Here is a 24,480-nt window from a genome sequence, read left to right as displayed (position 1 = left end):
ACTTGTTGCATTATTTACTGTGGTTAGTAGTGAATAATCAGATGGAATTATCTGTCGCCAGATTTCATAACCTGCTATATCGGGTTCATTATTCAGAGACCAAGTTAATTTAGGATGATTGTTATAAGTTGTCCCAGTGAAGTTCGTTGGTGTAAGGGGTATTGCATCATATTGTCTAAAACGCAAATACGGTGTACTTAATTTAACCCAGGTACAAAATAGATCATTAGATACACTACTTAAACCTATTTGTCTCAGAGGTACTGAATTACCATCAAAATAATCCGGGTCGCTCCAACTTGTGCCGTTAAAACATTTATACGTGTTTAGCCAACCTTGACCCTGAATGAACTTTTTATATACTATGTGAATATAATCATTAGTAGTCTTTGTAATTTCAAAAGTATCTTCATATTGCAATAATGTTTCTGATTCAAGCGGTGGAAAATCTGACCAACTTGTACCGCCAACAAGTCTTGTTTTATAAACTAAATCATTTGGATAAGCCCAGGTGTTCTCGATTATAAAATAGATATAGATAGTCCCCTCTAACTAATAACCTTTCATCTAGAGATTGTTGCTCTGATGGATATGTAATAACTGACTGCGGAGTTTCCCAGTTACCATTAAATTTATCTCTTGTTTTTACATCCCCGGACCCAGTCAAAGTAGTTGTTGCATCTGTGTTAAAGCTTACGTGCACACGGTTTGGTGAAACTGTGACAGATGGATTGCCACCGGTTTGTGCTGTACTATAATCCGTTACGGTTTTGGGATTTACCCACTGATCAAATGTGTTTAGGCGATAGTAATAAGTTTCATAACCGGAAGCACCACCATCTTATGTAGCCCAAACAAGATGAACACCATTTCCCAAATCATAAACGGCATCAACACCATTACAATAGTTTGCAGTTGTTGGTTTATCGACAATATTAGTCAACCAATTGCTGCCGTTATCTGTAGAATATTTTACACGGATGACATCATCATTATTATTATCAATTGTTTTATAAATAGCATATATCTTATCGTTAGAGCCGATGATATTTGGAAAATATCCACTGGTTTCCAGAGTTTCGGTTTTATCTTCATCTATTTCACCTGCAGAGTTAAGATTATAATAAACAATATTTGTACTGCTTGGATTTTTTATAAGTATATGAATACCTGAAGAATTAGTAAATATATCAGTCCTATCAGGTTCCTCAATTGAAGTTGTTACTATATCGTTCCATTCTTGCCCAAATAAGTTTGAGGCAAGAATAAGAATTAATAAAAAAAATTTTTTCATTGTAATTGACCTCTTAAATTATGTCCGGTTTTTTTAACCGGAGCTTATTTTAATAAAATAGTTTTAATAGTTTTTTGATAGCTGCCTGCTATCATTTGAATAAAGTAAACTCCTCCCGGAAGCGAATTACCTTCATTATCTTTCCCATTCCATTGAATATTATGTACGCAGGATGGAAGATTTTCTTGCAATAATTGTTTTATTTCTTTCCCTAAAACATTATATATTTTTATAGAAACATTGCCCGTTTTGCTTATTCTGAATTTAATATTAGTTGAAGGATTGAATGGACTTGGATAGTTTTGATACAAGTCTGTTTCAACAGGTAATATCTGATCAGAATTAACGCTTGTTGTTGAATCAGGTTTATATATCCTTGTTATATGTCGGTAAACATTCTGTTGATATAATATGTGATTCATTGAAATCAGAATTTCTTTTTTCCCATCATTTAATAAATCAGCTATTACTGCACCATAATAATTGCTACCTACAGTATCATTAGCTAATTCATTCTGCTTTATGTAATAAACCTCATAAGTTTGATAGTTTTTACTTCCGTTAAACTTTAGGATAATAAAATTTCCATCAATACAGACAGCAATTTCTTCAGTACTGTCATTATCAACATCAACAGCCTGCATAGTGCCGGCATAAAATGAAAATACGCCAATAAGATCAACCCTTCCTACAACATAGTAACTGTTATCCCCGTTTGTTTCAAAGATGGTAATTCGTGTAGTTCCTATTCCGTTATAGTAAGCGTCACCAAGCACCCAAAACTCTGGTTTGCCATTTTTATCAATATCATTGCTGAAGGTATGAACATAAGCGTGATAGCTATCTATAATTCCCTGCCAGGAATTTGTGTACTGATTATTTGTTTGGTTCTCGATAACAAATACGTTTCCTCTCATTGTCCCAAAAACCAGATCAGTTTTTCCACCAAGGTCAAAGTCACCGACTGAATAACCACCTATACCCCAAGGAGCTGGTTCAGACACATCAAAGCGATAAACAGAATCGAAGTTATTAGTAACGGGATTATATTCGAGGATATGAAAATCGGGGTATCCTGAATGGTCAAACAACATATCAGTATAGCTATCACCATCAAAATCACCTAAAGTAATATCGTCAAGCTGATATGACTCATAATCAAGAATGAAATTTAGTTGTGTTGCTAATGAAGTATCATTCTCTTTAGAGAAAAATCTTTGTTGATTACCTATCCCAAATAGAGGTGGCAACGTTAACAGAACTTCTTCTCTTCCATCCAGATCTACATCGTGTATACTTCGTGCTATAAAAACAGAATCATACTGAAAAACATCTTCAAAGATTTCAGAATTATTCAATTCATATACCGTAATAGGTTCAAAATCAGATTGGAAAAAATTTTCTTGTACCGTAAAGTTCTGGTTTACCATTTTTATTAACATCGCCAATTCTCAGGTAGTCAAAATCCGAATTGTGAATAGGTACCTCTTGCCAAAAGCTGTACTTCTGGTAATAAAGAGTTGTGTCTATTGTTGTTAAGTCTATTACTGTGCTGTCGTAGGTTGGGGAGTAAGTTTGTTGTAAGTTGTTGGTGGGTAGTTGGTAGTCGGATTATATTTTTAATTACTACTTTACCGTTTGGGTATTCAAGTTTCAATAAGTCTTTCTCAACTTCAGTTACTTTTATATCTTCTCGGGTTTTTAATTGCTGTAGTTTTTCTTCTTTAGTTTCATACTTACTTTGTGCAATAGAAAAACTACTTGCAACTAACAACAGACAACACACTAATATTTTTTTCATCATAATTACCTTTATATCAAAATAAAATTTAGGGAAAGAAATTAGAATTTCTTAAGCTATGTAAAACCGGTTGGGAAATAAAATTGTATGAATGAAGATAAGATTGTATTAGTAGGTAGTTGTATGAAATCCTTTTTTGTTTCATACAGCAAATAAAGAAGAGCAATAATTACTAACATCCGGCTCATCTTTCCTCGCAATGCAGAGAGAGATAAATATCGTGCCAAAATATTTTTAACTTTCAAATATTCCAAAACAGTAAAAGTAATTTTCAATCAGCCAAATGGATTTGGGTTAAGTTGGAGTTATCCCAATCCATTTAATCCAACAACAAAAATAAAATACACAATTCCCTCTGCCACCCTTCGATGGCAGAGCCACAGGCACGCTCAGGGTGACAATCGAGATGAGATGTTTGTTATTCTAATCGTTAACAAATACCTGCAACGGCAATGACAAAAGGAATAATTCAGAAGTTTCTCAAAATAAAAATGGTGCGCTGAAATAAATCAACGCACCATTTTAAATTGCCTATCCTGCTTGCAAATTAATCTTCTTCCGGTTTCCCTCGCATAGAATCCCAAATCATATAAGAGCAAAGCAATGCGAACATTACAAACGCAATCAACTCCGCTGAATGAGATTCAAACCATTCGGGATTAACCCAATTATAACCAAGGTATCGCAGGAACGCACTGATAACTCCCATCAGCGCACCGCCTGCAATAAATCCTGAGGCTATCAAAGTTCCGCGTTCTCTTCTTGCGGTATTTATTTTTTCATTCTTGCTTCTTGTGGAAACATAGTGAGCAATCAATCCGCCAATTAAAAGGGGTGTGTTTAATTCAAGGGGGATGTACATTCCAAGCGCAAATGCAAGTGCAGGAACTCCGATCATTGTTAGAACAAGTGCGAGAATTGAACCAACGATATATAAAATCCAGGGCGCCGGCTGCTGATCCATCAAGGGCTGAATAACTGCTGCCATTGCGTTTGCCTGCGGTGCAACAAGGGCATTGTCACCAACAAAGCCGTATGTTTCATTCAATATCTTAATTACAAATCCGACTGTTACTGCAGAAACAAGTACGCCGAGAAATTTCCAACTTTCTTGTTTCTGCGGAGTTGAGCCAAGCCAGTAACCAATTTTTAGATCTGTGATAAATCCACCAGCCATTGAAAGTGCAGTGCAAACAACACCACCGATAATCAAGGCTGCAACCATTCCGGCTTCACCCTTTAATCCCACGGATGTTAAAACAATTGATGAAAGGATAAGTGTCATCAATGTCATTCCGCTTACAGGATTTGTTCCAACAATTGCAATTGCGTTGGCGGCGACGGTTGTAAATAAAAATGAGATTATCATAACAATGATCAAACCTGTTAACGCCCACCCAAGATTATTTACAACACCAACCTGGAAGAATACAAACAGCAAAATTGCCGTAGCAACTATTCCAACAACAATTATCTTCATTGGAAGATCACGCTGCGTACGAAGGTTTTCATTTGCAGAAGATTTCTTTTCAAAGATTTCTTTGAAGCCTAATGAAATTGCTCCCTTAATAATTTTTGAAGAGCGAATAATTCCGATGATGCCAGCCATTGCAATTCCGCCGATACCAACGTGCCGTACGTATTGTCTGAAAATTTCTTCCGCACTCATTGCAGAAATTAATTTTGTTGCACCCGTCCCGAATGGCTCGGTCAATCCTCCGCCAATATATGAAACAACAGGAACAATCAGATACCACGAAAGGAAAGAGCCGGCAGCAATTATCGCAGAATATTTTAGACCAACTATGTAGCCCAATCCCATCACGGCTGCACCAACATTCAATCTAAACACAAGTTTGAATTTATCAGCAAGCACTTCACCAAAACCCACAACCCTTGTGGTAAAAGTCTCACTCCACCAACCAAATGTTGCAATTATAAAATCATAAACTCCTCCTATCAAACCGCTGACAACAAGCACCAGCGCTTGCTTGCCGCCTTTTTCACCTGCAACTAAAATTTCTGTTGTTGCAGTAGCTTCTGGAAATGGAAATTTGCCGTGCATTTCTGCGACAAAATATTTCCTGAACGGAATTAAAAATAAAATTCCTATTATTCCGCCAAAAGCAGACGCAAGAAATATCTGATAGAAATGAGCTTCGAGTTTTAGGATGTAAAGGGCGGGGATAGTAAAAATTGCTCCTGCTACAATCAAACCGGAATTTTGTCCTATGGATTGAATAATTACATTTTCACCAAGTGCGCCTTTCCGTTTTGTTGCGGCTGAAAGTCCCACTGCAATAATTGCAATCGGTATAGCTGCTTCAAATACCTGACCTATTTTTAATCCAAGGTAAGCTGCAGCCGCTGAAAACAGCACAGCCATCAGCAGTCCCCAAATAACCGAGTAAGGAGTTATCTCTTTCGGAGATTGATTTGCAGGCATTAGAGGCTTGTATTCTTCCCCCGGCTTTAATTCGGAGTAAGCATTTTCGGGCAATCCCTTAATTTGGTTTGTTGTGTGTTCACTCATACTATTTTTCCTTTTTTAGAATGTGAAATAAACAGGAAGTTCATATTCTGTTTTTGCGCTTGCGGGTGATTTGAAATATATTTTACCAAAAATTTGTGTGTCTGCTGGAATTTCATTTCCGGGTTTCGTGAAATTACAATTAATTATTTTTGATGAATTAGGAAATAATGTAACAGAATTATTTTTATTGCTTTTAACATCAACAGAAACTGCTTCAACAAAGTTAGTAACTTCATCAACATTAATACTCATACTTCCAGAACTATTTGTAAATGCAGGAATAATTTCGAGCACATAGTTTACACTATCTTTATCCTGTGAGTTTTGAACCGACACCGAGCCAGTGCTGAATGATAGTCCGTCTTTTGAAATTGCTATTCCTTCTTCATTATAAATCACCATTGAAAAATCAGTGACTTTATTAAAATCTTCTTTCGACAAAATCAAATTGAAATCTTTGCTTTGTTCACCCTTCCTTAATGTGAAAGGTGTTTTGTAAGTTCCGCTTCCATTCAGGTCAATGGAATAGCCTTTTTTATATCCAAGCATTTCGCCGCTAAGGTTATAATTTCTTACTTCATTAAATAAGTTTGAAACAACAATTCCATTTTGTTTTTCCGAAATTACTTCATCGCCTGAAGTTTGAATTGAAAAAAGCTCAGTAGAGAGATCGTAATTGGTTGATGCAGACGAATTGAATAATCCTTCAGCTATTAATTCATAAACGCCGGGAGTCAAATCATAATGATAAGATTCAATGACTTCATCACTATTTACTGAATACATGGTGGGGGAAAGATATTGTGCAATTCCGCTTTGATCATACAATCTATATCTGATTCGGGCGTAATCTTTGTTATTTCTATTTAATTTTATATGCAGGCTGTTTTGTCCTGCAGCAATATTTATAAAATATCTATTGACCATTCCAATATTTACATTTTGATTCTTCCAATTCAAACTATACTTGTTGTGTGAATTAAATTCTTCCGGGACGATTACTGTGGCAAGCATAGTGAATTCAGTTGTGGCGGAAGCATCATCTCTGAATGCAGTAATGCGTGCTGTGTAAACACCGGGCTTTGTCATTTTACTTTTATCAAATTTAATATTTACAATTGACGGCTGAGTATTTCTGATATAAGTTTTTTTCTGAACGAGAACTAACCAGTCGCTGTCGCTTTTCAAATTGTAAACGCGGTAAAATTTATCTGCATTAAGAAAATTATTTCGTCTGACGGTGAAAGAAAATATTTCATCACCAGTCAGATATGAACCATCGCGAATGTATAAATTTTGAGATTTATTATCCGGCTGTGTTGTTGCAAACGATGTGATCGTGTATGTCTCAAATTTATTTTGCTCATCATTCTTCAAATATTTTTGTAATAATGAATAAGCATTCACAACGTTGATATAACCAGCACCCTGATCTAACACAGAATATTCTTCACGCTTTACTGCACCTTCACGAATTATTTTAAATAGAAGCTGTGAAGGAATTTTTACGCCGGGGAATTCCTTTTGTGCCGCACTTAGCAAAAGCGACATTACTCCTGAAGAATAAGGGCAAGCCATACTTGTCCCCCAAAATTTATCGCCACTGGAAAAGTTAGGAACAGTCGAGGTGCAAGCACCGGGAGAAACAACATCAGGCTTGCTGACCTCCCCTCCACGCGAGCTAAAATAAAGTATAATATTTTTATCGAATGTTGTTCCGTAATTATCACGCCCAACTTCAGCAGTTAAAACGGCACCTGACGAAAAAACGAAATTACTTGATGAAGGTAATCCTGTTGACGAAAGACCCGGACCATTATTTCCGTTGCTTGTGCTGACATATAAATAGGGATTATTTTTTAAAAGATCTGCAAGAAACATTTCCATATCGGATCTTCCTTCTATTTCAGAACCGATTCCAAAACTCATGCTGACGATGCAAGGTTCCTTTCGTTCTTTAGAAATTTTATCAGCGTACAAATAGGCTTTCTTCATGCTTTCAGTAACAGTTGCACCGCCGGGGAAATTATTATGTCCGATTTTTAATCCGATAACATTTGCCCCGGGTGCCACTCCGTTTAATGTCGAACCGCCAATGTTATAGCCAGCAGCTATACCGCAGCAGTGTGTGCCATGAGAACCATCATCAAAGAACAGTGAAACTTTTTTTCTCTTCGGGAAAAATATTGAGTGCCATTGTAAAGGGGGGAAGTCTTTTTTGATTTTCAATTGTGAAAGCATCATAATTTTCTTTATAAGTTCTTAATGGTTTATCATCTGATAAATTTTTATTGCCGTTTAAATCGAAGTAAACAACCCAATAATCATCTTGAGTTTGATAGGCTAAGAGATAGTAAACATCCTCAATAGAACCATTTCCATTTAAGTCTGCCGATCCCGATCCCGAATTGATTAATTGTTTTTCCGGGAAAGCACCGATTAAATAATTTTCGTTGGCCGCTTTTAACATTAAACTTGTGTTCGCTTCAACTGAATAGTTTTTTCTTTATTCACAAAAAAACTTTTCCCATCCTGTTCATTTATATCTGCGGCAAACAATAACACATCACCTTCGCCAGTAAAATCCTGAACATCAATTACTTTAACATCACCGGCGGATGTTTTAACCAAGCCATCAACACCAATATCAACACCTGTATCAAGAATAAAAATGATTGTACCCCTACCATCATATTCGGGATGAAGCTGGAGAAATTCCTCTACACCAGTGTCTTTGAGTGAAAGAAATGTCTGCCCGGTTTCTTGTGCTAAGATTGATACAGTAAATAAAAATATTATAGTAAAAAGCTTTTTAATTTTCATTTTTTAATTACCTGATTATTTTATGTTTGGTTAGGTTTTAAAATTCACAATATGATTAGTAAAATTGCAGATAAAGATAATTTTAATATCAAAATTTGAAATAGAAGTTTGCTAAAAATTTTATACTTAAATTTAAGCAAGAACAGACAGAGAATTCAAATAAATAATTTTTTATTAAGGACAAAAAATGACTGAAGATAAGTTCATTCGATTGAAAGACTATAGAAAATACTCAAAAGAACGAATGCTGGCTCGCTCAAAAAATTTTTATAAAGATATGAATCGTAGAAGAACGGTAAGGAGTTTTTCTTCCGAAGTCTTTCCAATTGATATTTTAGAGAATTGTATTTTAACCGCAGGGACAGCACCCAGCGGAGCGAATAAACAGCCATGGCACTTTTCAGTTGTTAACAATCCTGAGATAAAAAAGAAAATCAGATCTGCCGCAGAAGAAGAAGAAAGAGAATTTTATTCAACAAGGGCACCTAAAGAATGGTTAACTGCTTTGGAACCGTTCGGGACAGATGCTAACAAGTCATTTCTTGAATCAGCTCCTTATCTTATTGCTGTGTTTGCTAAAGGATATGAAGTTTTGTCGGATGGAACAAAATTAAAAAATTATTATGTGCAGGAATCGGTGGGCATTGCGTGTGGTTTGTTGATAGCTGCAATTCACAACGCCGGATTGGTATCTTTAACACATACACCAAGTCCGATGAATTTTCTAAATGAAATATTAGATAGACCTTCTAACGAGCGCCCCTACCTTTTAATAGTTGTTGGTTACCCTGAAGAAAAAGTTTTAGTGCCGGATATTCATAGGAAAAAATTAAGCGAGATAACTACCTTCTTTTGAACCTTAACAACAAAAAAAGAGATAACTATATAATTTTAATACGCCAATATCGGGCTTAGCCATTTCTCAATTTCTTCAATGCTCATTCCTTTGCGGCGATGATAATCGAGTACCTGATCTTTTCCGATCTTTCCTACATTAAAATATTTTGCTTCCGGATGCGCAAAGTATAATCCGCTAACACTTGCTGCTGGATACATTGCCATTGATTCGGTTAGTTTTATGCCGGCATTCTTTTCAACATCAAGTAAAGAAAAAATAATTGGCTTCTCCGTATGATCAGGCTGAGCCGGATAACCGGGGGCTGGTCGGATTCCATCATAATTTTCTTTGATCAGTTCTTCGTAAGATAATTTTTCGTCAGTGGCATATCCCCAGTATTCTTTTCGCACAAGTTCATGGAGATGTTCTGCAAAGGCTTCTGCTAATCTGTCTGCAATTGCCTTAATCATTATACTGTTATAATCATCATTATCGGTTTCATATTTTTCAATAAGTTTTTCAATCCCGATTCCAGCAGTTACAGCAAACATTCCAATATAATCTTCAACGGCTGATTCTTTTGGAGCTATAAAATCCGCAAGTGCAATATTTGGCTCCCCGGGTGATTTTTGTACTTGCTGTCTTAATGTGTGTAAAACTCTTTTTACTCCTGTTCTTGATTCATCAGAATAAATTTCGATGTCATCACAACCGACTGAGTTTGCAGAGAATAAACCAACGACCCCCTTTGCCTTAAGAAGATTATCAGAAATTATTTTATCAAGAAGTTTATTTGCATCATCAAAAAGTTTTTTTGCCTCGCTTCCAAATTTGGGGTCATCGAAGATACCAGGATATTTCCCTTTCAATTCCCAGGTTGTAAAAAAAGGTGTCCAGTCTATATATTCTCTTAAAGTTTCTAAACTAAAATTTTTAAAAACAGTAACACCAGATATGTTTGGCTTTTTGATCTGAGTTTTTGTCCAATCAATTCTAAATTTGTTTTCTCTTGCTTTATCTAAACTAATTAATGTTTTTTCAGATTTTCGTTTTGCATATTCATCTCGCAATTTTGAATATTCATTTTTAAATGATTGAACATATTTAATTCTTCCAACTTCATTCTCATCCAATAGATTTGATACTACCGGAACGCTGCGTGATGCATCAAGCACGTGTATTACAGCACCACTATAATTCGGGTCAATCTTAACTGCTGTGTGTATTCTTGAAGTTGTTGCTCCTCCGATCAGCAAAGGCAATTTCATCCCGCGGCGCTCCATTTCTTTTGCAACGTGTACCATTTCATCAAGTGATGGAGTAATAAGTCCGCTTAATCCAATTATATCAACCTTTTCATCAATGGCAGTTTGTAAAATTTTATCAGCATGCACCATTACACCAAGATCAATAACGTTGTAGTTGTTGCATCCAAGTACAACACCAACAATGTTTTTACCAATGTCGTGAACATCGCCTTTTACGGTTGCCATTAAGATTTTACCAGGAGCACCGCCTAAATCTTTCCCTAAGGAAGCCTCACCCAAACCCTCTCCAAAGGAGAGGGCTTTTAAAACATCATGCATTTCGTGAAGAACTTTTTCCGGATTATTTAATACCTGCTCATTAGTAAATCTGATTACTCTGAACCCAAGGCTTTCCAGCCATTGGGTTCTTATTTCGACGGATTCTTGATTCTCTGGCAATTGATGAATTAAGCCGTCGATTTCAATTATCAGGTTTTGAGGAATGCAAACGAAGTCTGCAATATATTTACCGATTATATGCTGTCTTCTAAATTTAAATCCTTTGAGTTTTCTATCTTTTAATAATTCCCAAAGCATTTGTTCTGCTTCTGTGGGATTATTTTTATTCTTATTAGCAAACTCTTTAAGCAAATCATAAACTAATGGATCAGCAGTCATCCAATCATATTTGTCCTGCCCCCTTCCCCTTTGGGGAAGGGCTGGGGATGAGGCTTTTTTTTCTTTGATATACGGCTCAAGTATTGCCACAGCCTTCTTCATAACCCTCGCACTTTTTACAACCTGCGGAAGAAACATTTTTCCTGCGCCAAATAAATCACCGACCACACTCATGCCAGCCATTAAAGGACCTTCAATTACTTCGATCGGTTGTGCATATTTTAATCTTGCTTCTTCAGTATCTTCATCCATGTAATCAACGATTCCTCTGATTAGAGCGTGCTTTAATCGCTCTTCAACGCTGGCATTCCGCCAATCCTCTTTTTTCTCATCTATAACAGATTTATCTTTTTCTTAATCGTTTCAGCAAACTCAATTAATCTTTCAGTTGCATCGGATTTTCTATTAAGAATTACATCTTCAACTTTTTCTAAAAGATCTTTTGGAATTTCTTCATATACTTCAAGCTGACCGGCATTAACAATTCCCATATCCATTCCGGCTTTTATTGCGTAATAAAGAAAAGCAGAATGCATTGCTTCGCGCACAGCATCATTACCACGAAAAGAAAATGAAAGATTACTAACACCACCGCTAATTTTTACAAAAGGAAGATTTTGTTTTATCCATTTAGCTGTTTCTAAATAATCAACAGCGTAATTGTTGTGTTCTTCAATCCCCGTAGCGATCGCAAGTATGTTTGGATCGAATATTATGTCTTGAGGAGGAAAGCCAATTTCTTCTGTAAGAATTTTATAAGCGCGTTTACAAATTTCAATTCTTCGTTCAAAAGTATCTGCCTGACCTTTTTCATCGAATGCCATAACAACAACTGCTGCACCGTAACTTAAAACTTTCCTTGCATGCTCTTTAAAAACTTCCTCGCCTTCTTTCATTGAAATTGAATTGACGATTCCTTTTCCCTGTAAACATTTTAATCCTGCTTCAATCACACTCCACTTAGATGAATCAATCATAATTGGAAGCTTTGCAATATCTGGTTCGGCTTCAAGTAAGTTTATAAATTTTGTCATCGCTGCTTCAGAATCAAGCATTCCCTCATCCATATTAATATCAAGAACTTGTGCGCCGCCCTCTACCTGATCACGTGCAACGGAAAGTGCTTCATCATAATTATTTTCTTTAATAAGTCGGGCAAACTTTTTTGATCCCGTTACATTTGTACGCTCACCAATATTCATAAAATTAGAATCGGGACGAAGAATAACCGGCTCAAGTCCGCTTAATCTTAAATATGGTTCTTGCAGTTTTGGTACACGAGGTTTGTGATGTTTCACTATTTCAGCTATCGCTTTAATATGATCCGGCGTTGTACCGCAGCAACCGCCAACAATATTTACAAAACCGCTCGCGAGAAAATCTTCAAGCACGCTTGCCATTGAATGCGGAGTTTCATCATAGCCTCCCATTTCGTTTGGAAGTCCCGCATTAGGATAGACTGAAATAAATTTATCCGAAGTGTTTGACAGATCTTCAACAAAAGGTCTCATCTGTTTAGCACCAAGCGCACAGTTAAGTCCAACACTTACAAGATTTTTTGCATGCGAAATAGAAATGTAAAATGCCTCAACAGTTTGACCGGATAAAGTTCTTCCGCTCATATCCACGATTGTTCCCGATATCATGAGCGGAAGTTCAAGTTTTTTTTCTTCAAGATATTTTTGAATTGCTATAATTGCTGCTTTTGCATTAAGTGTATCAAAGATTGTTTCGACAAGAAGTATGTCGGCGCCTCCATCAACAAGCCCGCGTGTTTGTTCGTAATATGCTTTAACCATTTCATCAAAAGTAACAGCACGATAACCAGGATCATTAACATTTGGTGAAAGAGAAAGTGTTTTATTTGTTGGTCCAAGTGCACCAGCAACAAATCTTGGTCTTGTAGGATTTTGTTTAATAAAATCATCAGCAACCTCTTTAGCAATCTTCGCCGCTTCAAAATTTATTTCGTAAACAAGATGCTGCGTGTGATAATCAGCTTGTGAAATTGGTGTGCCGTTGAAAGTGTTAGTTTCAACAATGTCGGCACCGGCTTCAAAATATGCGCGATGAATTCCCTTTATTATTTCAGGTTGAGTAATGCAAAGGATATCATTGTTGCCTTTTAAGTCGTGGGGATGATCTTTAAATCTTTCTCCGCGAAATTGTTCTTCAGTAAGTTTATGGCGTTGAATCATTGTTCCCATTGCGCCGTCAAGAACTAAAATTCTTTTGGAGATTTGTTTTTTCAGTTGTTCAATTGTTAGTGGCATGATTGTTTAATTTATTCTCTTTATCAATTCTTTAAAAGCTGAGCAAATATAATTAAATTGCTCTCTCTAAAAAATATAGGATGATTATAGTATGATAGTAGTTACAGGCGGTGCAGGATTTATCGGCAGCGCAATAGTGTGGAGACTTAACACTTTAGGAAACGATAGCATTATTCTTGTTGATGAGCTTGGCACAACAGATAAATGGAAAAATTTAATTGGATTGAAATTTCAGGAGTTCATTCATAAAGATGATTTTATTTCATCCGTTATTGAAGACTCTGTTGACTTTCCTATTGAAGCCATAATTCATATGGGCGCAAACTCATCAACAACAGAGAAAGATGCTGACCATCTCATGTCAAATAATTATCTCTACACTCAAGAGCTTGCAAAATATTGTCTTTCAAGGAACATCAGATTGATTTATGCTTCCTCCGCCGCAACTTACGGTGATGGTTCACTTGGTTTTGTTGATGATGAATCAAAACTTGAAACTTTGCGTCCACTTAATATGTATGGTTATTCCAAACAGCTTTTTGATTTATGGGCAAAGAAAAATAAGGTTTTAGATAAGATAGCAGGTTTAAAATTTTTTAATGTTTACGGACCAAATGAATATCATAAAGGTGATATGCGTTCGGTTGTTCATAAAGCATTTGAGCAAGTTAGAGATATTGGAAAAGTGAAATTATTTAAGTCACTCCATCCAAATTACAAAGATGGAGAACAGATGCGAGATTTTGTTTACGTGAAAGATGCTGTAGAGATGACTATATATTTTCTTGAACATCCCGAAAAAAATGGGATATTTAATGTTGGAGCCGGAAATGCAAGAACCTGGAATGATCTTGTTACTGCATTGTTTAATGCTGTCGGGAAGGCAGTAAATATTGAGTATATTGATTTACCTGAAAACCTTCGCGAGAAATATCAATACTTTACTGAAGCGAATCTTTCAAAAATAAGATCAGCGGGATATTCTGAATCAACCATAACCCTTGAGGATGGTGTAAGTGATTATGTAAAAAATTATTTATTGAAAGGATTATACCTGGGATATTAATATAAGTTAAGAGTGAGATATTAATAATCTCACTCTTAATCTAAATTACTAATTAAATGGAGGTTCTTCGTCATCGAGGAAATCATCATCATCATCATCAAGGTCAAAATCATCATTGCCAAAATCATCCTCATCAGGCTCTTCTTTTAAAATATCATCATCTTCATCTTCTTTATAGTAATCGTCGTTATCCGGAAGGTCATCTTTTTCATTTCCCGACTCATCATCCGAAGTGTCAAGATATAATTTCAGAGTTTCTTCATCTTCGTCTCCAGTTATCGGTATTCCGAGCTCAAAGCACTCTTCCATTAATTCTTCACGGGTCTTTGGTTTTTTGTTTCCCGATACTTTTTTCTTACCGGCCATTTTAATTAATCTCCTTAAAGTTTTTTTTACGTGTTAAAAATTATAGATAAAATATCCTGTTCAAATATTTAGAAAATATTTTAAATCACCAAATTAAATTATGTTAACAATTAGCTAAGTTTTTTGCCTTAGTTTTGTAAATAAAACTTAGCTCTATGAAAAATAATTGTCAACTCATTAATTATCGGAAAAATTTTATGAAACTTGCAACTCTCTGTTATGTAATTGATAAAAAAAATCAAAAAACTTTAATGATATTCCGCAACAAAAAACCAAATGACTATCACGAAGGAAAATGGAACGGTCTCGGTGGTAAGTTCGAGTTGGGTGAATCACCGGAAGAATGTGCAGTAAGAGAAATTGAAGAGGAGAGTGGATTGAAAGTTAAATCAATTCAAATGAAAGGCTTCATAACGTTTCCAATGTTTGACGGCAAAGATGATTGGTACGTTTTTCTGTTTACTTCAGAGGATTTTGAAGGAGAATTGATTGACTCGCCAGAAGGGCATTTAGAATGGATACCAACAGATAATCTTACAAGAATAAATCTTTGGGATGGGGATAAAATTTTTATTCCCTGGCTGTACGAAGAAAAATATTTTAGTGCAAAGTTTAATTATGTTGATGGAAAGTTTGTGGATTATCAGGTCAGCTTCTATTAAGGCAGAGAGAAATCGAATAATTCAATAAAACGAATTAAAAGAACTTTTGATTTTCTTAATTGAACCCGGATAGTGCTGGTACAAATTTGAATAGCGTTAAATGTTCGCAAAAGATGAGTTTTTAAATTAATCGAATGACTGCAACATCTCTTGTTAGATAATAAACCGATCAAACTTTATAAAAACTAACATGGGTTTTTTTTATGTTTGAACCTGATAATATAATTGGAAATTACTTTTATGATTAATGAACTTGTTTCATTTCGTGATAAACTTTCGGCAGGTAAAACTGCCTACGACAAAAATGAATTAGACTTGCTCGCCGTTCAGTTTGATTCCATTCTTAATTCAGTTGTTAACCGCGTTACAAATGAAATTGACAATGAACTAGTAATTCAACTAAATGAAATTTTTCATTTAATACTTGTTTCCGGCTTCAGCAGAGATTTTTCAAACACTCTTGATAAAGAAATATATTTTCTGTTTGGCGTAATGCTTGAAAAATCTCTTTCATTTAAACCTGATAATCATGAATATAAAAATCTCACCTATTCTTATTTAGATTTGTTTCGCTACTCTTCCTTTCTTCAAGAAATTTATGATGAGCAGCGCTGGAATAATCTTGTAGCAGGGTTGATCAATAAAAGTAATTTTAACTTATTCCGACTCTTTCATCAGCGGCTTGAAATCTATTCTGACAAAACATTATTTAAAATTATTCGCGGCAATACAGAAATAAATTTTTCATGGTTGTCCTGCGCGATGTTGATTGACAACTATTCTTCTGCATTAATTCAAAACTTTTATTCAATCAATGAAGAAAATGCAAAAGCAGCATTCTTGCTTGAGAACGGGATCGAAATGGCACTGCTTGATATTGCTTGTCTTACTTCCGGGATTGTGAATGTTATGATTCCTGCAAACTCAGTGCCCGATCATATAATTTATATTCTAAATAAAACTCAGGCTTCCATCATTTTTATTGAAGATGAAAAACAACTTTTTAAATTTAAATCAGTTAAGAAGGAATTAACATTCCTTAAAAAAGCCATATTAATGAATGGCATTTGCAGCGAAGATTGGGTCGTTTCCTTCGAAGAATTTCTCGATTACAACAAAGGTGACAAATCTTTTTTGAACGAAAGAAGAAATAGAATTGAAATTAATGACCTCGCTACAATAATGTTTACCTCTGGAACAACGGGCGAGCCGAAAGGAATTATGTTTTCGCAAATGAATATTGTTTATAAAAGATTTTGCCGCGCACTCGCAATTCCTGAAATAGGGGAGGATGATATATTTCTTGCTTACCTTCCACTGTTTCATACATTCGGACGATACTTTGAAATGCTTGGCAGTATTTTCTGGGCTGCGGAATATGTATTTATGGAAAACCCATCTGCTGAAACGATGATTGCAAATATGAAACAGGTAAAGCCAAGTATATTTATCAGCATTCCTAAAAAGTGGATTGAACTTTATGAAATAATCTGCTCGAAAGTTAATATTGAAACTGAATCCGACGAAAATATTTTGGAAATAATTAATGAATTTACCGGTGGAAAATTAAGGTGGGGACTTTCGGCTGCAGGCTTTCTGCCGTCAGATATTTTTCAGTTCTTCCAGAAATATGGGATTGAATTAATGAGCGGATTCGGAATGACCGAGGCAACCGGCGGAATTACAATGACCCCTCCTCATAAATATAAAATCAATTCTCTTGGGAAAGCATTACCCGGCATTGAGATTAAACTTGGTGAGGACGGTGAATTACTGATCAAAGGTGATTATGTGATGACCGGCTATTTCGGCGAAAAGCAAAGCGAGACTTTCTTACCTGACGGATGGCTGCCAACCGGCGATGTGATGCAAATGGATAATGACAGCTTTATTGAAATAATTGACCGTAAAAAAGAGATCTATAAAAATGTGAAGGGCGAAACAATCGCTCCGCAAAAAATTGAGAATTACTTTCGTGACTTCGAGGCTGTTCAGCAAGTGTTTCTTGTTGGCGATCACAAACCATTCAACACAGTTCTTATTTATCCGAACTATGATCAACAAACCATTAATCTTGGTAAACTAAATTCACAACAAGTTCAGGAATATTTTTCTACTCTGATTGTTACTGTAAATAAATTCTTGGCGCCGTTCGAAAGAATAATTGATTTCAGATTAATTGATCGCCCATTTGCTGCTGCGAACGAAGAACTTACACCAAAAGGAACATTCAAGAGAAGAATAGTTGAAAAAAACTTTTCCAGGATAATTCATTCGATGTATGAAAAAGATTTTACTTCTGTCATAGTCAATAAAATAGAGGTTAAAATTCCAAACTGGTTTCTTCGTGAGCGAGGCTGTTTAAGCCGTGATGTCCACATCAAAAATAATTCCATAATTATTTCGGAGATTTCTCTCGAGATCGCATTGAATAAAAATCTTACGGACACAATTATAAAAATTGGTGATTACTTCTATCGTACAACTTCAACGCAAATTGATTTGCAGGATATTTTGGTTAACCCTATCCTTTGGCTGGGCAACAAATCAATCACCGATTTTTCCGGTAACTCCGTTTATAGTTCTTACAGACAAAATAAGCAGAGTAATAAAATTTTCTTTTATGCTCCCGATTATAAAAATGAATTATCTAGTGATGAGAAAGCAGATTTTGAATCAGCAAAATCGGTTAATGAAATCACTCTCAGAACCATTCATCTTGCATTGCGTCATATTCAATCTAAGGATGAAGCAAATAATAAAGCCGGAGTTGATTATTTAAGAATCGTATTAAACGAAGAATCAACTATGTACAAAAAAATTATTGATGATGTTTTACTTCGTCCTAATTTAGCTTCCAATTTATCAGCCCGTCGTGAGCTCTTTAAGTTAGCCGTTGAAAAATTAAAAGGCGCTCAATTAAAATCTCTTTTTCAAAAATATCTCTCTGAGGATTCATCAATATTAAATAAAGATGTAATTACTGCCTGTTCTAAATTTATTCGCGGCGAGGATGACCTTGCAAAAGTAGAAGAACTAGCCGAAGAAGAAATAGTTAAATTTAATGCTGACAGTTCAATTGATCAAACTGCTATCCCTGTTTTGTTTGAACTGCTGTGTAATTATGGAATTGATCATCCGGCAAAGTTTAAGAGTTTAAGGCAATTTTTTGTAAAACATAAATTGAACAAATCCAATACGCAAGTTTCTGAACTTGCGGCAGGATACCAGTTGCAATTGCGCGAAGGATTTAGAAAGTGGCTGGGGGTTAATCAGCGTGTTGCTGTTGATCCTGAGACGGGTGAAGAATATTCCTGGTCGGAAGTAATTATTCTCGAAGAAGAAATGGACATACACGACCGCACACGGATAAGCGAAGTGATTATAGAAACAAATATGCTGCGGGAGGCTATCTTTCTTTTTTCGGGCGGAACCCGTGTCGGATTAAATGATCTACCCCCCGGTGGAATCTGGGTGAGCAAGCTTTATGATTTCAGTGTCAAAAATGTGTTTCGTATTTCTGTGCAAACAAGATATTACGGCTCGTTTGACATTATGGTTACGATCAATAAAAACCTTCCGGGTGAAATGGTGCAGGAAGAAATTAATTGGTTAATTCTTGCCGGCTCAAGATTTTTTGTTCAGGAATTGGTAGATGACTTCGGCGGTTACTGGGAAGATTACGAAACGTGGAGCCAAAAATTTATTCCCGGTGATACTGTTGAAAAATTTTTACAGAGAGAACTAAAAAGAAATAACCCGCAGTCGGAAACCAGACTATATTATTTATGGCAATTTTTCGTTTGGAATGCTTCAGCGGCTTATATAAACTTTTGGCGGCTGTCTAATTATAAATTAATTCTTTGCGAGCCCAAAGCTTCTAACATTATTATTCCCCCTCACGATTATCAAAGTGGAACGAGATTTGTTTCCCTTTCCAACCGGAATATTTTTACTAATGTTTTTGATCTAACAGACAATTTTTTCAATCATTTCGTAATCCCTGTTCAAACTCAATACCCCTTCCTCTATCAAACGAAAATCTGGAACTTTTACTTTTCGGGAATAATTAATGCTCTTGGCGAAAAAACCGGGTTGAATATTCTTAATGATTTACTTTCTTCTTTTATTGATAATAAATATGACATTGCAATAATTTCACTTTTGGAAGAATACATATCTAATGTTAAACAGAATGGTTTTATCCCCAAGCAATTATTCTTTGCAGTCAAAAGATTTTTACGCTGGATGGAGCTGAATCAGAATGCCTCGCTGAATGCACAGGCAGAAACTCTTTATGATATATTTGAAACTTACGATCTCCCCGACCTTGAAAAAACTTATCCTGCAACACGAACGAAATTATTTCTTGAAACTTGTTTTTTAGATTCAGATCAAAAACTAAAAGAAGCTCTGAATAGACTATCACAGAAGCAGCGAAGCAAATCTTTGTCCAAGGAGGAATTGATATCTGAAATATCAGAAGTACAAAATCAGAATGCGCTTTCAGAAAAGGATACATTCTTCCTGACACGATTAAGTTACCCCCACCTCAAACCAACTGATTCTGCTGCATTAATGCACCTCAAAGCCGATGGAGTTCAACAGGCGAATCTTGTAGTTAAGTTTGAAGATTTTGATGGAAATAATTTTGTTGTTAGAAGCCCGGTTTCGCCTAAGGAAATCTCAAAACTTCATCAACTTTTTATTGAGGCGAATATAAATGTTCACTTCCGCCCTGAACATCAGTTTCTCGCCGCAATATCAGATCGCGGGTTTATTATTGGCGGATTATATTTCAGCAGACAGGATACAGAGACAGTTTCAATGGAGAAGATATGCGTTTCAGGTCGTTACCGCAGAAAAGGTATCAGCGAAGCTTTAATGAATGAATTATTTAATAGAATGAAAAGTGAAAATTATAAATACGTAACTACCGGTTTTTTCAGACCCGAATATTTTTATCGCTTCGGATTCAAGATAGAAAAAAAATATTCCGGGTTGGTAAAAGAATTATTCTAAACTTTATCAGCTTTTCTTTTTTAATTACGAAGATTTATTTAGCTTGCCGATAAAGCAAAATCAATTAATAAGTTTTTAAGGAGTACTTTATGCACAGAGAAATCCACAAATGGTGGAGCCCAAACCTTAACAAGGAAATGGAAATCGTAGTTTACGGTCATTATGGTTATGCGCTGCTGATGTTTCCAACCGCAGCAGCAGATTACCTTGAGTACGAAAGATTTAATCTCATTGATACAATTGCGGACTTCATTAACAAGGGAGAGGTCAAAGCATTTTCGATCAACAGTATTAATAATGAAAGCTGGCTCAACCGTAACATGCATCCTGAGCATAAAGCAATTCGTCATCAGCAATACAATAAATATGTAGAAGAGGAAGTTGTTCCGTTTATTATTAACCATTGCAAAGGGTACGTTCCAATTATAAATACAGGTGCTTCGCTTGGAGCCTTACATGCAGCTAATATGTTCTTCAGAAGAGCTGATCTTTTCGCAGGAGTTATTGCTATGAGCGGAAGCTATAATTTAAAAGATTATACGAAGGGGTATTATGATACAAATTGCTATTTCAATTCACCTGTCGATTATCTAAAAAACCTCACTGATGAGAATGTACTTTCAAAACTTAGAAACCGAAGTATAATTATTGCTTCCGGTCAGGGCGATTATGAAAACCCAGATGCAAGCAAAAATTTATCGAACATACTTAACTCAAAAGGAATTAAGCATTGGCTTGATTTGTGGGGTTATGATATGCCGCATGATTGGCCTACCTGGCGAAAAATGCTTCCTCATTTTCTTAGTCATATAAACGTTTAATGCTTCTGTTTAATGGAATGAACTGGAAAGAATATCTATCGGTTAGAAAAAATAAGATTGAATTTTTCCTAACTATAATATTTCTAACTATCTCACTTTTATCATTAACAAACTTTCTTCAATATGCCGAATCAAGAAACGGAACTGTCCTGGATGATCCTTTACTTCGTCTTTTTGTTCCCGTTGATCTAACTTGGTTTACTTTTGTGTTTATTTATATTTCTTTAATTATTGCTGTTGCCTTTCTAATGAAGCATCCGGCAAGGATGGTTTTTACTTTTCAAGTTTTTGTTTTAACTATCACTTCAAGAATTCTAAGTATGTATCTACTTCCGCTAAACCCGCCAGCAGATATTATAGTTTTAAATGATCCCTTTGTTCAAATATTTGGGACGGGGGAAATCTTAACTAAAGATCTTTTCTTTTCCGGACATACTGCAACAATGCTTCTGCTTGCGATGGTTTCACCGAATAAAAAATTAAAAGTTATATTTATACTATCCACCATCCTTGTAGCATTTTTTATCCTTGCACAGCATGTTCATTACACAATTGATAGTGTTGCGGCACCATTTTATGTCTATGCCTGTTATAATTTAACTTTGTTTCTTAGAAATAAAATTCACTTAAATGAATTTAAAGAAGAAGAATGCTAAATGGACGAGCAGATAAATATTAATTTAAACGATGTTTCAAAATCTATAGCAAATGAATTTGCAAAGGACGGAACGAATTCTCTTGTCCCTTTTTTAGAAACACGATCAAAAGATGAATTTAAAAAGTATCTTACAGAAAGATTAGCCTATCTTATTGATCACAATTTTGAACTATTAGTAAATACGCTTTACAGAATTGATGTCAATGAAGAAAAATTGAGCAAACTATTTTCGGGTGATAACCGCGAACATATTCCGTCTAAATTAGCGGATTTGATAATTGAAAGACAAATTCAAAAAATAAATCTTAGGAATAAATACAAAGGTGGGGTAATTAAAGAAATTAATGAATAACTCCACCCCTGTAAAACAGTGTAGATTTTGTTTCTGTTATAACCAAAGACTTATTTTATTTAAGCAAATATTCTGACGATCTGAAGTGAATTAAAAATGAAATCATCCCTTTATGGAAAAAATGATTTGTGAATATGATGCTATCAAACTATAAACATATTATCTGGGACTGGAACGGAACATTATTTAACGATGTTGATTTATGCTGTGACATCATCAATAATATATTAATCGAAAATAATCTGTGTCCGCTTTCAATTGAGAAATACAAGGAGATATTTACTTTTCCAGTTAAGGAATATTATAGAAAAGCAGGATTGGATTTCGAAAAAATTTCTTTTGAAGAACTTGGCACACAATTTATGGATGAGTATGAGCAACGAAAATTAGAATGTTCACTCTATGAAGGTGCAGAAAACTTCTTGGATAAAATTTGCAAGATGAATATCAAGCAATCAGTACTTTCTGCCTATTCGCAGCAGCCATTAGAAAATTTAATCACCCATTACGGAATAAGAAATTATTTTATCGGGTTTGCGGGATTGGACAATATTTACGCAAATGGAAAAGTTGAACTTGGTAAACGCTGGATGCAAAAACTTAATCTTCGAAAGGGAGAGGCAGTTCTGATCGGTGATACTCTTCACGATTTTGATGTTGCAAATGAAATTGGCGCCGACTGTATTTTGATTTCAAATGGTCATCAGAAAAAAGAAACTCTGTTGAATTCCGGCACACGGGTTTTAGATTCATTAAAAGAACTTTTTAATGAAAAATTATCATCAAATGAAGTCAAGTATTTCTGATCTGTCCGTTACTTTCAACAATCCATTTATAGCTTGTAAGTTCTTCCAAAGCCATAGGTCCGCGGGCGTGAAGCTTCTGCGTACTAATTCCTATTTCTGCGCCGAGTCCAAATTGCGCACCATCAGTAAAAGCCGTTGAAGTATTTGCGTAAACAGCGGCAGCATCCACACTCACTAAAAATGTGTCTATGTTTTTTTGATTTTCAGAAATAATCGCTTCACTATGTTTTGAGCTGTATTCTGAAATATGATCAAGAGCTTCCTGTAAATTAGAAACTGTTTTCACTGCCATTTTATAAGAAAGAAATTCTGTCCCGAAATGTTCGGGTCTTGCATGAAAAAGTTTATCTGCAGGATAATTATCTTTTAAATAATTGTATGCATGTTCATCTGCATAAATTTCTACACCGGATTCACCAAGCATTTTTGCAATTGATGGTAAATCTTTCAATCTTTTTTTATGAATAATAAGGCAGTCGAGTGCATTACAAACACTTACCCTTCGAGTCTTTGAGTTGTGAATTATAGCCCTTCCCTTTTCAAGATCAGCAGTTTCATCAAAATAAGTATGAACAATTCCTGCCCCGGTTTCAATGATAGGAATTTTTGCATTATGTCTAACAAAGTCAATTAGTTTTTGACCGCCGCGCGGGATTATAACATCAACGTAACCGATGGCATTAAGCATCGCTTCAGTTGCTTCGTGGGAAGAAGGCAGGAGATTTACAGTTTCCGGATCAAGTTGATGTTTGACTAAAATATCTTTAATAACACAAATGATAGCAGTGTTTGAGTTGATTGCATCACTACCCCCTTTCAACAAACAAGCATTTCCAGATTTGATGCAAAGAGAAAAGACGTCAAAAGTAACATTTGGTCTTGCCTCATAAATAATACCCACCACCCCGAGTGGAACAGTAATTTTCGAAACTGATAAACCATTTGGCAGGGTTTTGCTCATTAACATTTTCCCAAGCGGTGAAGAAAGCTTAGCAACATTTCTAATATCATTTGCGATAGCTGTAATTCTTTCTTTAGTCAGTTTTAGTCTGTCATACTTAGGATCGTTTTCATCCATCAGCATTAGATCTTTTTTATTTTCATTCAAAATGAAATGGCTTTTTGAATCCGCATAGTCGGCAAGATCCGTTAGCAGTAAGTTTATTTTTGGCTGATCAACCAAAGGCAATTTCCTGCTTGCTTGAAGCGTCTTTGAGAATATAGAAGTGTATTCGTTCAT

General features: G+C 35.4%; 16 protein-coding genes and 2 pseudogenes. 8 read left to right on the top strand and 10 right to left on the bottom strand.

Going from position 1 to position 24,480, the window contains the following annotated elements; translation table 11 throughout:
* The 7 genes and pseudogenes from IPH11_09800 to IPH11_09770 form a co-directional block, all read right to left on the bottom strand.
* The coding region (locus IPH11_09800) for a hypothetical protein (GenBank protein MBK6913934.1) at window positions 1–420 on the bottom strand (420 nt) is incomplete at its 3' end.
* A 421-nt stretch (window positions 421–841) separates the two neighbouring features.
* Window positions 842–1,294: a hypothetical protein gene (locus IPH11_09795; protein MBK6913933.1), complete on the bottom strand. Its 453-nt coding sequence runs from the start codon at window positions 1,292–1,294 to the stop codon at window positions 842–844.
* Between the two features lie 44 nt (window positions 1,295–1,338).
* A pseudogene (locus tag IPH11_09790) lies at window positions 1,339–3,095 on the bottom strand (T9SS type A sorting domain-containing protein).
* 547 nt (window positions 3,096–3,642) lie between these two features.
* Window positions 3,643–5,628: an oligopeptide transporter, OPT family gene (locus tag IPH11_09785; GenBank protein MBK6913932.1), complete on the bottom strand. Its 1,986-nt coding sequence runs from the start codon at window positions 5,626–5,628 to the stop codon at window positions 3,643–3,645.
* Between the two features lie 15 nt (window positions 5,629–5,643).
* Complete coding sequence (locus IPH11_09780; protein MBK6913931.1) at window positions 5,644–7,857, bottom strand: S8 family serine peptidase; 2,214 nt, start codon at window positions 7,855–7,857, stop codon at window positions 5,644–5,646.
* Window positions 7,775–8,098 carry a hypothetical protein gene (locus IPH11_09775; protein MBK6913930.1) on the bottom strand — a complete coding sequence of 108 codons (324 nt, stop codon included), beginning with the start codon at window positions 8,096–8,098 and terminating at the stop codon, window positions 7,775–7,777. The genes IPH11_09780 and IPH11_09775 overlap by 83 nt, the downstream gene beginning before the upstream one ends.
* On the bottom strand, window positions 8,098–8,451 hold the full coding sequence (locus IPH11_09770) for a hypothetical protein (protein MBK6913929.1): 354 nt from the start codon (window positions 8,449–8,451) through the stop codon (window positions 8,098–8,100). Before IPH11_09770 ends, IPH11_09775 begins: the two co-directional genes overlap by 1 nt.
* 187 nt (window positions 8,452–8,638) lie before the next feature.
* Here IPH11_09770 and IPH11_09765 point away from each other — a divergent pair, with 187 nt between their 5' ends.
* Window positions 8,639–9,307, top strand: a complete 669-nt coding sequence (locus IPH11_09765) for a nitroreductase family protein (protein ID MBK6913928.1) — start codon at window positions 8,639–8,641, stop codon at window positions 9,305–9,307.
* Window positions 9,308–9,342: 35 nt separating this feature from the next.
* Here the strand turns inward: IPH11_09765 and metH are convergent.
* Window positions 9,343–13,487: pseudogene (gene metH / locus IPH11_09760) on the bottom strand (methionine synthase).
* A gap of 91 nt (window positions 13,488–13,578) precedes the next feature.
* Between metH and rfaD the strand changes: the two are divergent.
* A complete protein-coding gene (rfaD, locus tag IPH11_09755) occupies window positions 13,579–14,553 on the top strand; it encodes an ADP-glyceromanno-heptose 6-epimerase (GenBank protein ID MBK6913927.1) in 975 nt (324 codons plus the stop codon).
* Between the two features lie 48 nt (window positions 14,554–14,601).
* Here the strand turns inward: rfaD and IPH11_09750 are convergent, their stop codons facing one another.
* Window positions 14,602–14,919: a hypothetical protein gene (locus IPH11_09750; GenBank protein MBK6913926.1), complete on the bottom strand. Its 318-nt coding sequence runs from the start codon at window positions 14,917–14,919 to the stop codon at window positions 14,602–14,604.
* 197 nt (window positions 14,920–15,116) lie between these two features.
* On the opposite strand from IPH11_09750, the gene IPH11_09745 reads away from it, so the two are divergent.
* The 6 genes from IPH11_09745 (at window position 15,117) to IPH11_09720 (ending at window position 23,240) form a co-directional block, all read left to right on the top strand.
* On the top strand, window positions 15,117–15,581 hold the full coding sequence (locus IPH11_09745; GenBank protein ID MBK6913925.1) for an 8-oxo-dGTP diphosphatase: 465 nt from the start codon (window positions 15,117–15,119) through the stop codon (window positions 15,579–15,581).
* Window positions 15,582–15,821: 240 nt separating this feature from the next.
* A complete protein-coding gene (locus IPH11_09740) occupies window positions 15,822–20,603 on the top strand; it encodes a GNAT family N-acetyltransferase (protein MBK6913924.1) in 4,782 nt (1,593 codons plus the stop codon).
* Window positions 20,604–20,692: 89 nt separating this feature from the next.
* The gene (locus IPH11_09735) at window positions 20,693–21,424 is read left to right on the top strand and encodes an esterase family protein (protein MBK6913923.1); all 732 of its coding nucleotides are present in this window, start codon (window positions 20,693–20,695) and stop codon (window positions 21,422–21,424) included.
* A 17-nt stretch (window positions 21,425–21,441) separates the two neighbouring features.
* On the top strand, window positions 21,442–22,080 hold the full coding sequence (locus IPH11_09730) for a hypothetical protein (protein ID MBK6913922.1): 639 nt from the start codon (window positions 21,442–21,444) through the stop codon (window positions 22,078–22,080).
* Window positions 22,081–22,434 (top strand): hypothetical protein, encoded by a 354-nt coding sequence (locus IPH11_09725; GenBank protein ID MBK6913921.1) that lies wholly within the window; start codon window positions 22,081–22,083, stop codon window positions 22,432–22,434. It abuts the gene before it with no gap.
* A 137-nt stretch (window positions 22,435–22,571) separates the two neighbouring features.
* Entirely contained in the window at window positions 22,572–23,240 is a 669-nt protein-coding gene (locus IPH11_09720) for an HAD family hydrolase (GenBank protein ID MBK6913920.1), read from the top strand.
* On the opposite strand, the gene IPH11_09715 is transcribed toward IPH11_09720, so the two are convergent.
* The gene (locus IPH11_09715) at window positions 23,227–24,480 is read right to left on the bottom strand and encodes a glutamate-5-semialdehyde dehydrogenase (GenBank protein ID MBK6913919.1); all 1,254 of its coding nucleotides are present in this window, start codon (window positions 24,478–24,480) and stop codon (window positions 23,227–23,229) included. The two genes, IPH11_09720 and IPH11_09715, sit on opposite strands and share 14 nt — an antisense overlap.

Source organism: Ignavibacteriales bacterium (assembly GCA_016709155.1).
Taxonomy (GTDB): Bacteria; Bacteroidota; Ignavibacteria; order Ignavibacteriales; family Ignavibacteriaceae; genus JADJEI01.
The sequence above is the reverse complement of the archived record's forward strand: the minus strand, read 5'-3'. Positions and strand labels throughout refer to the sequence as shown.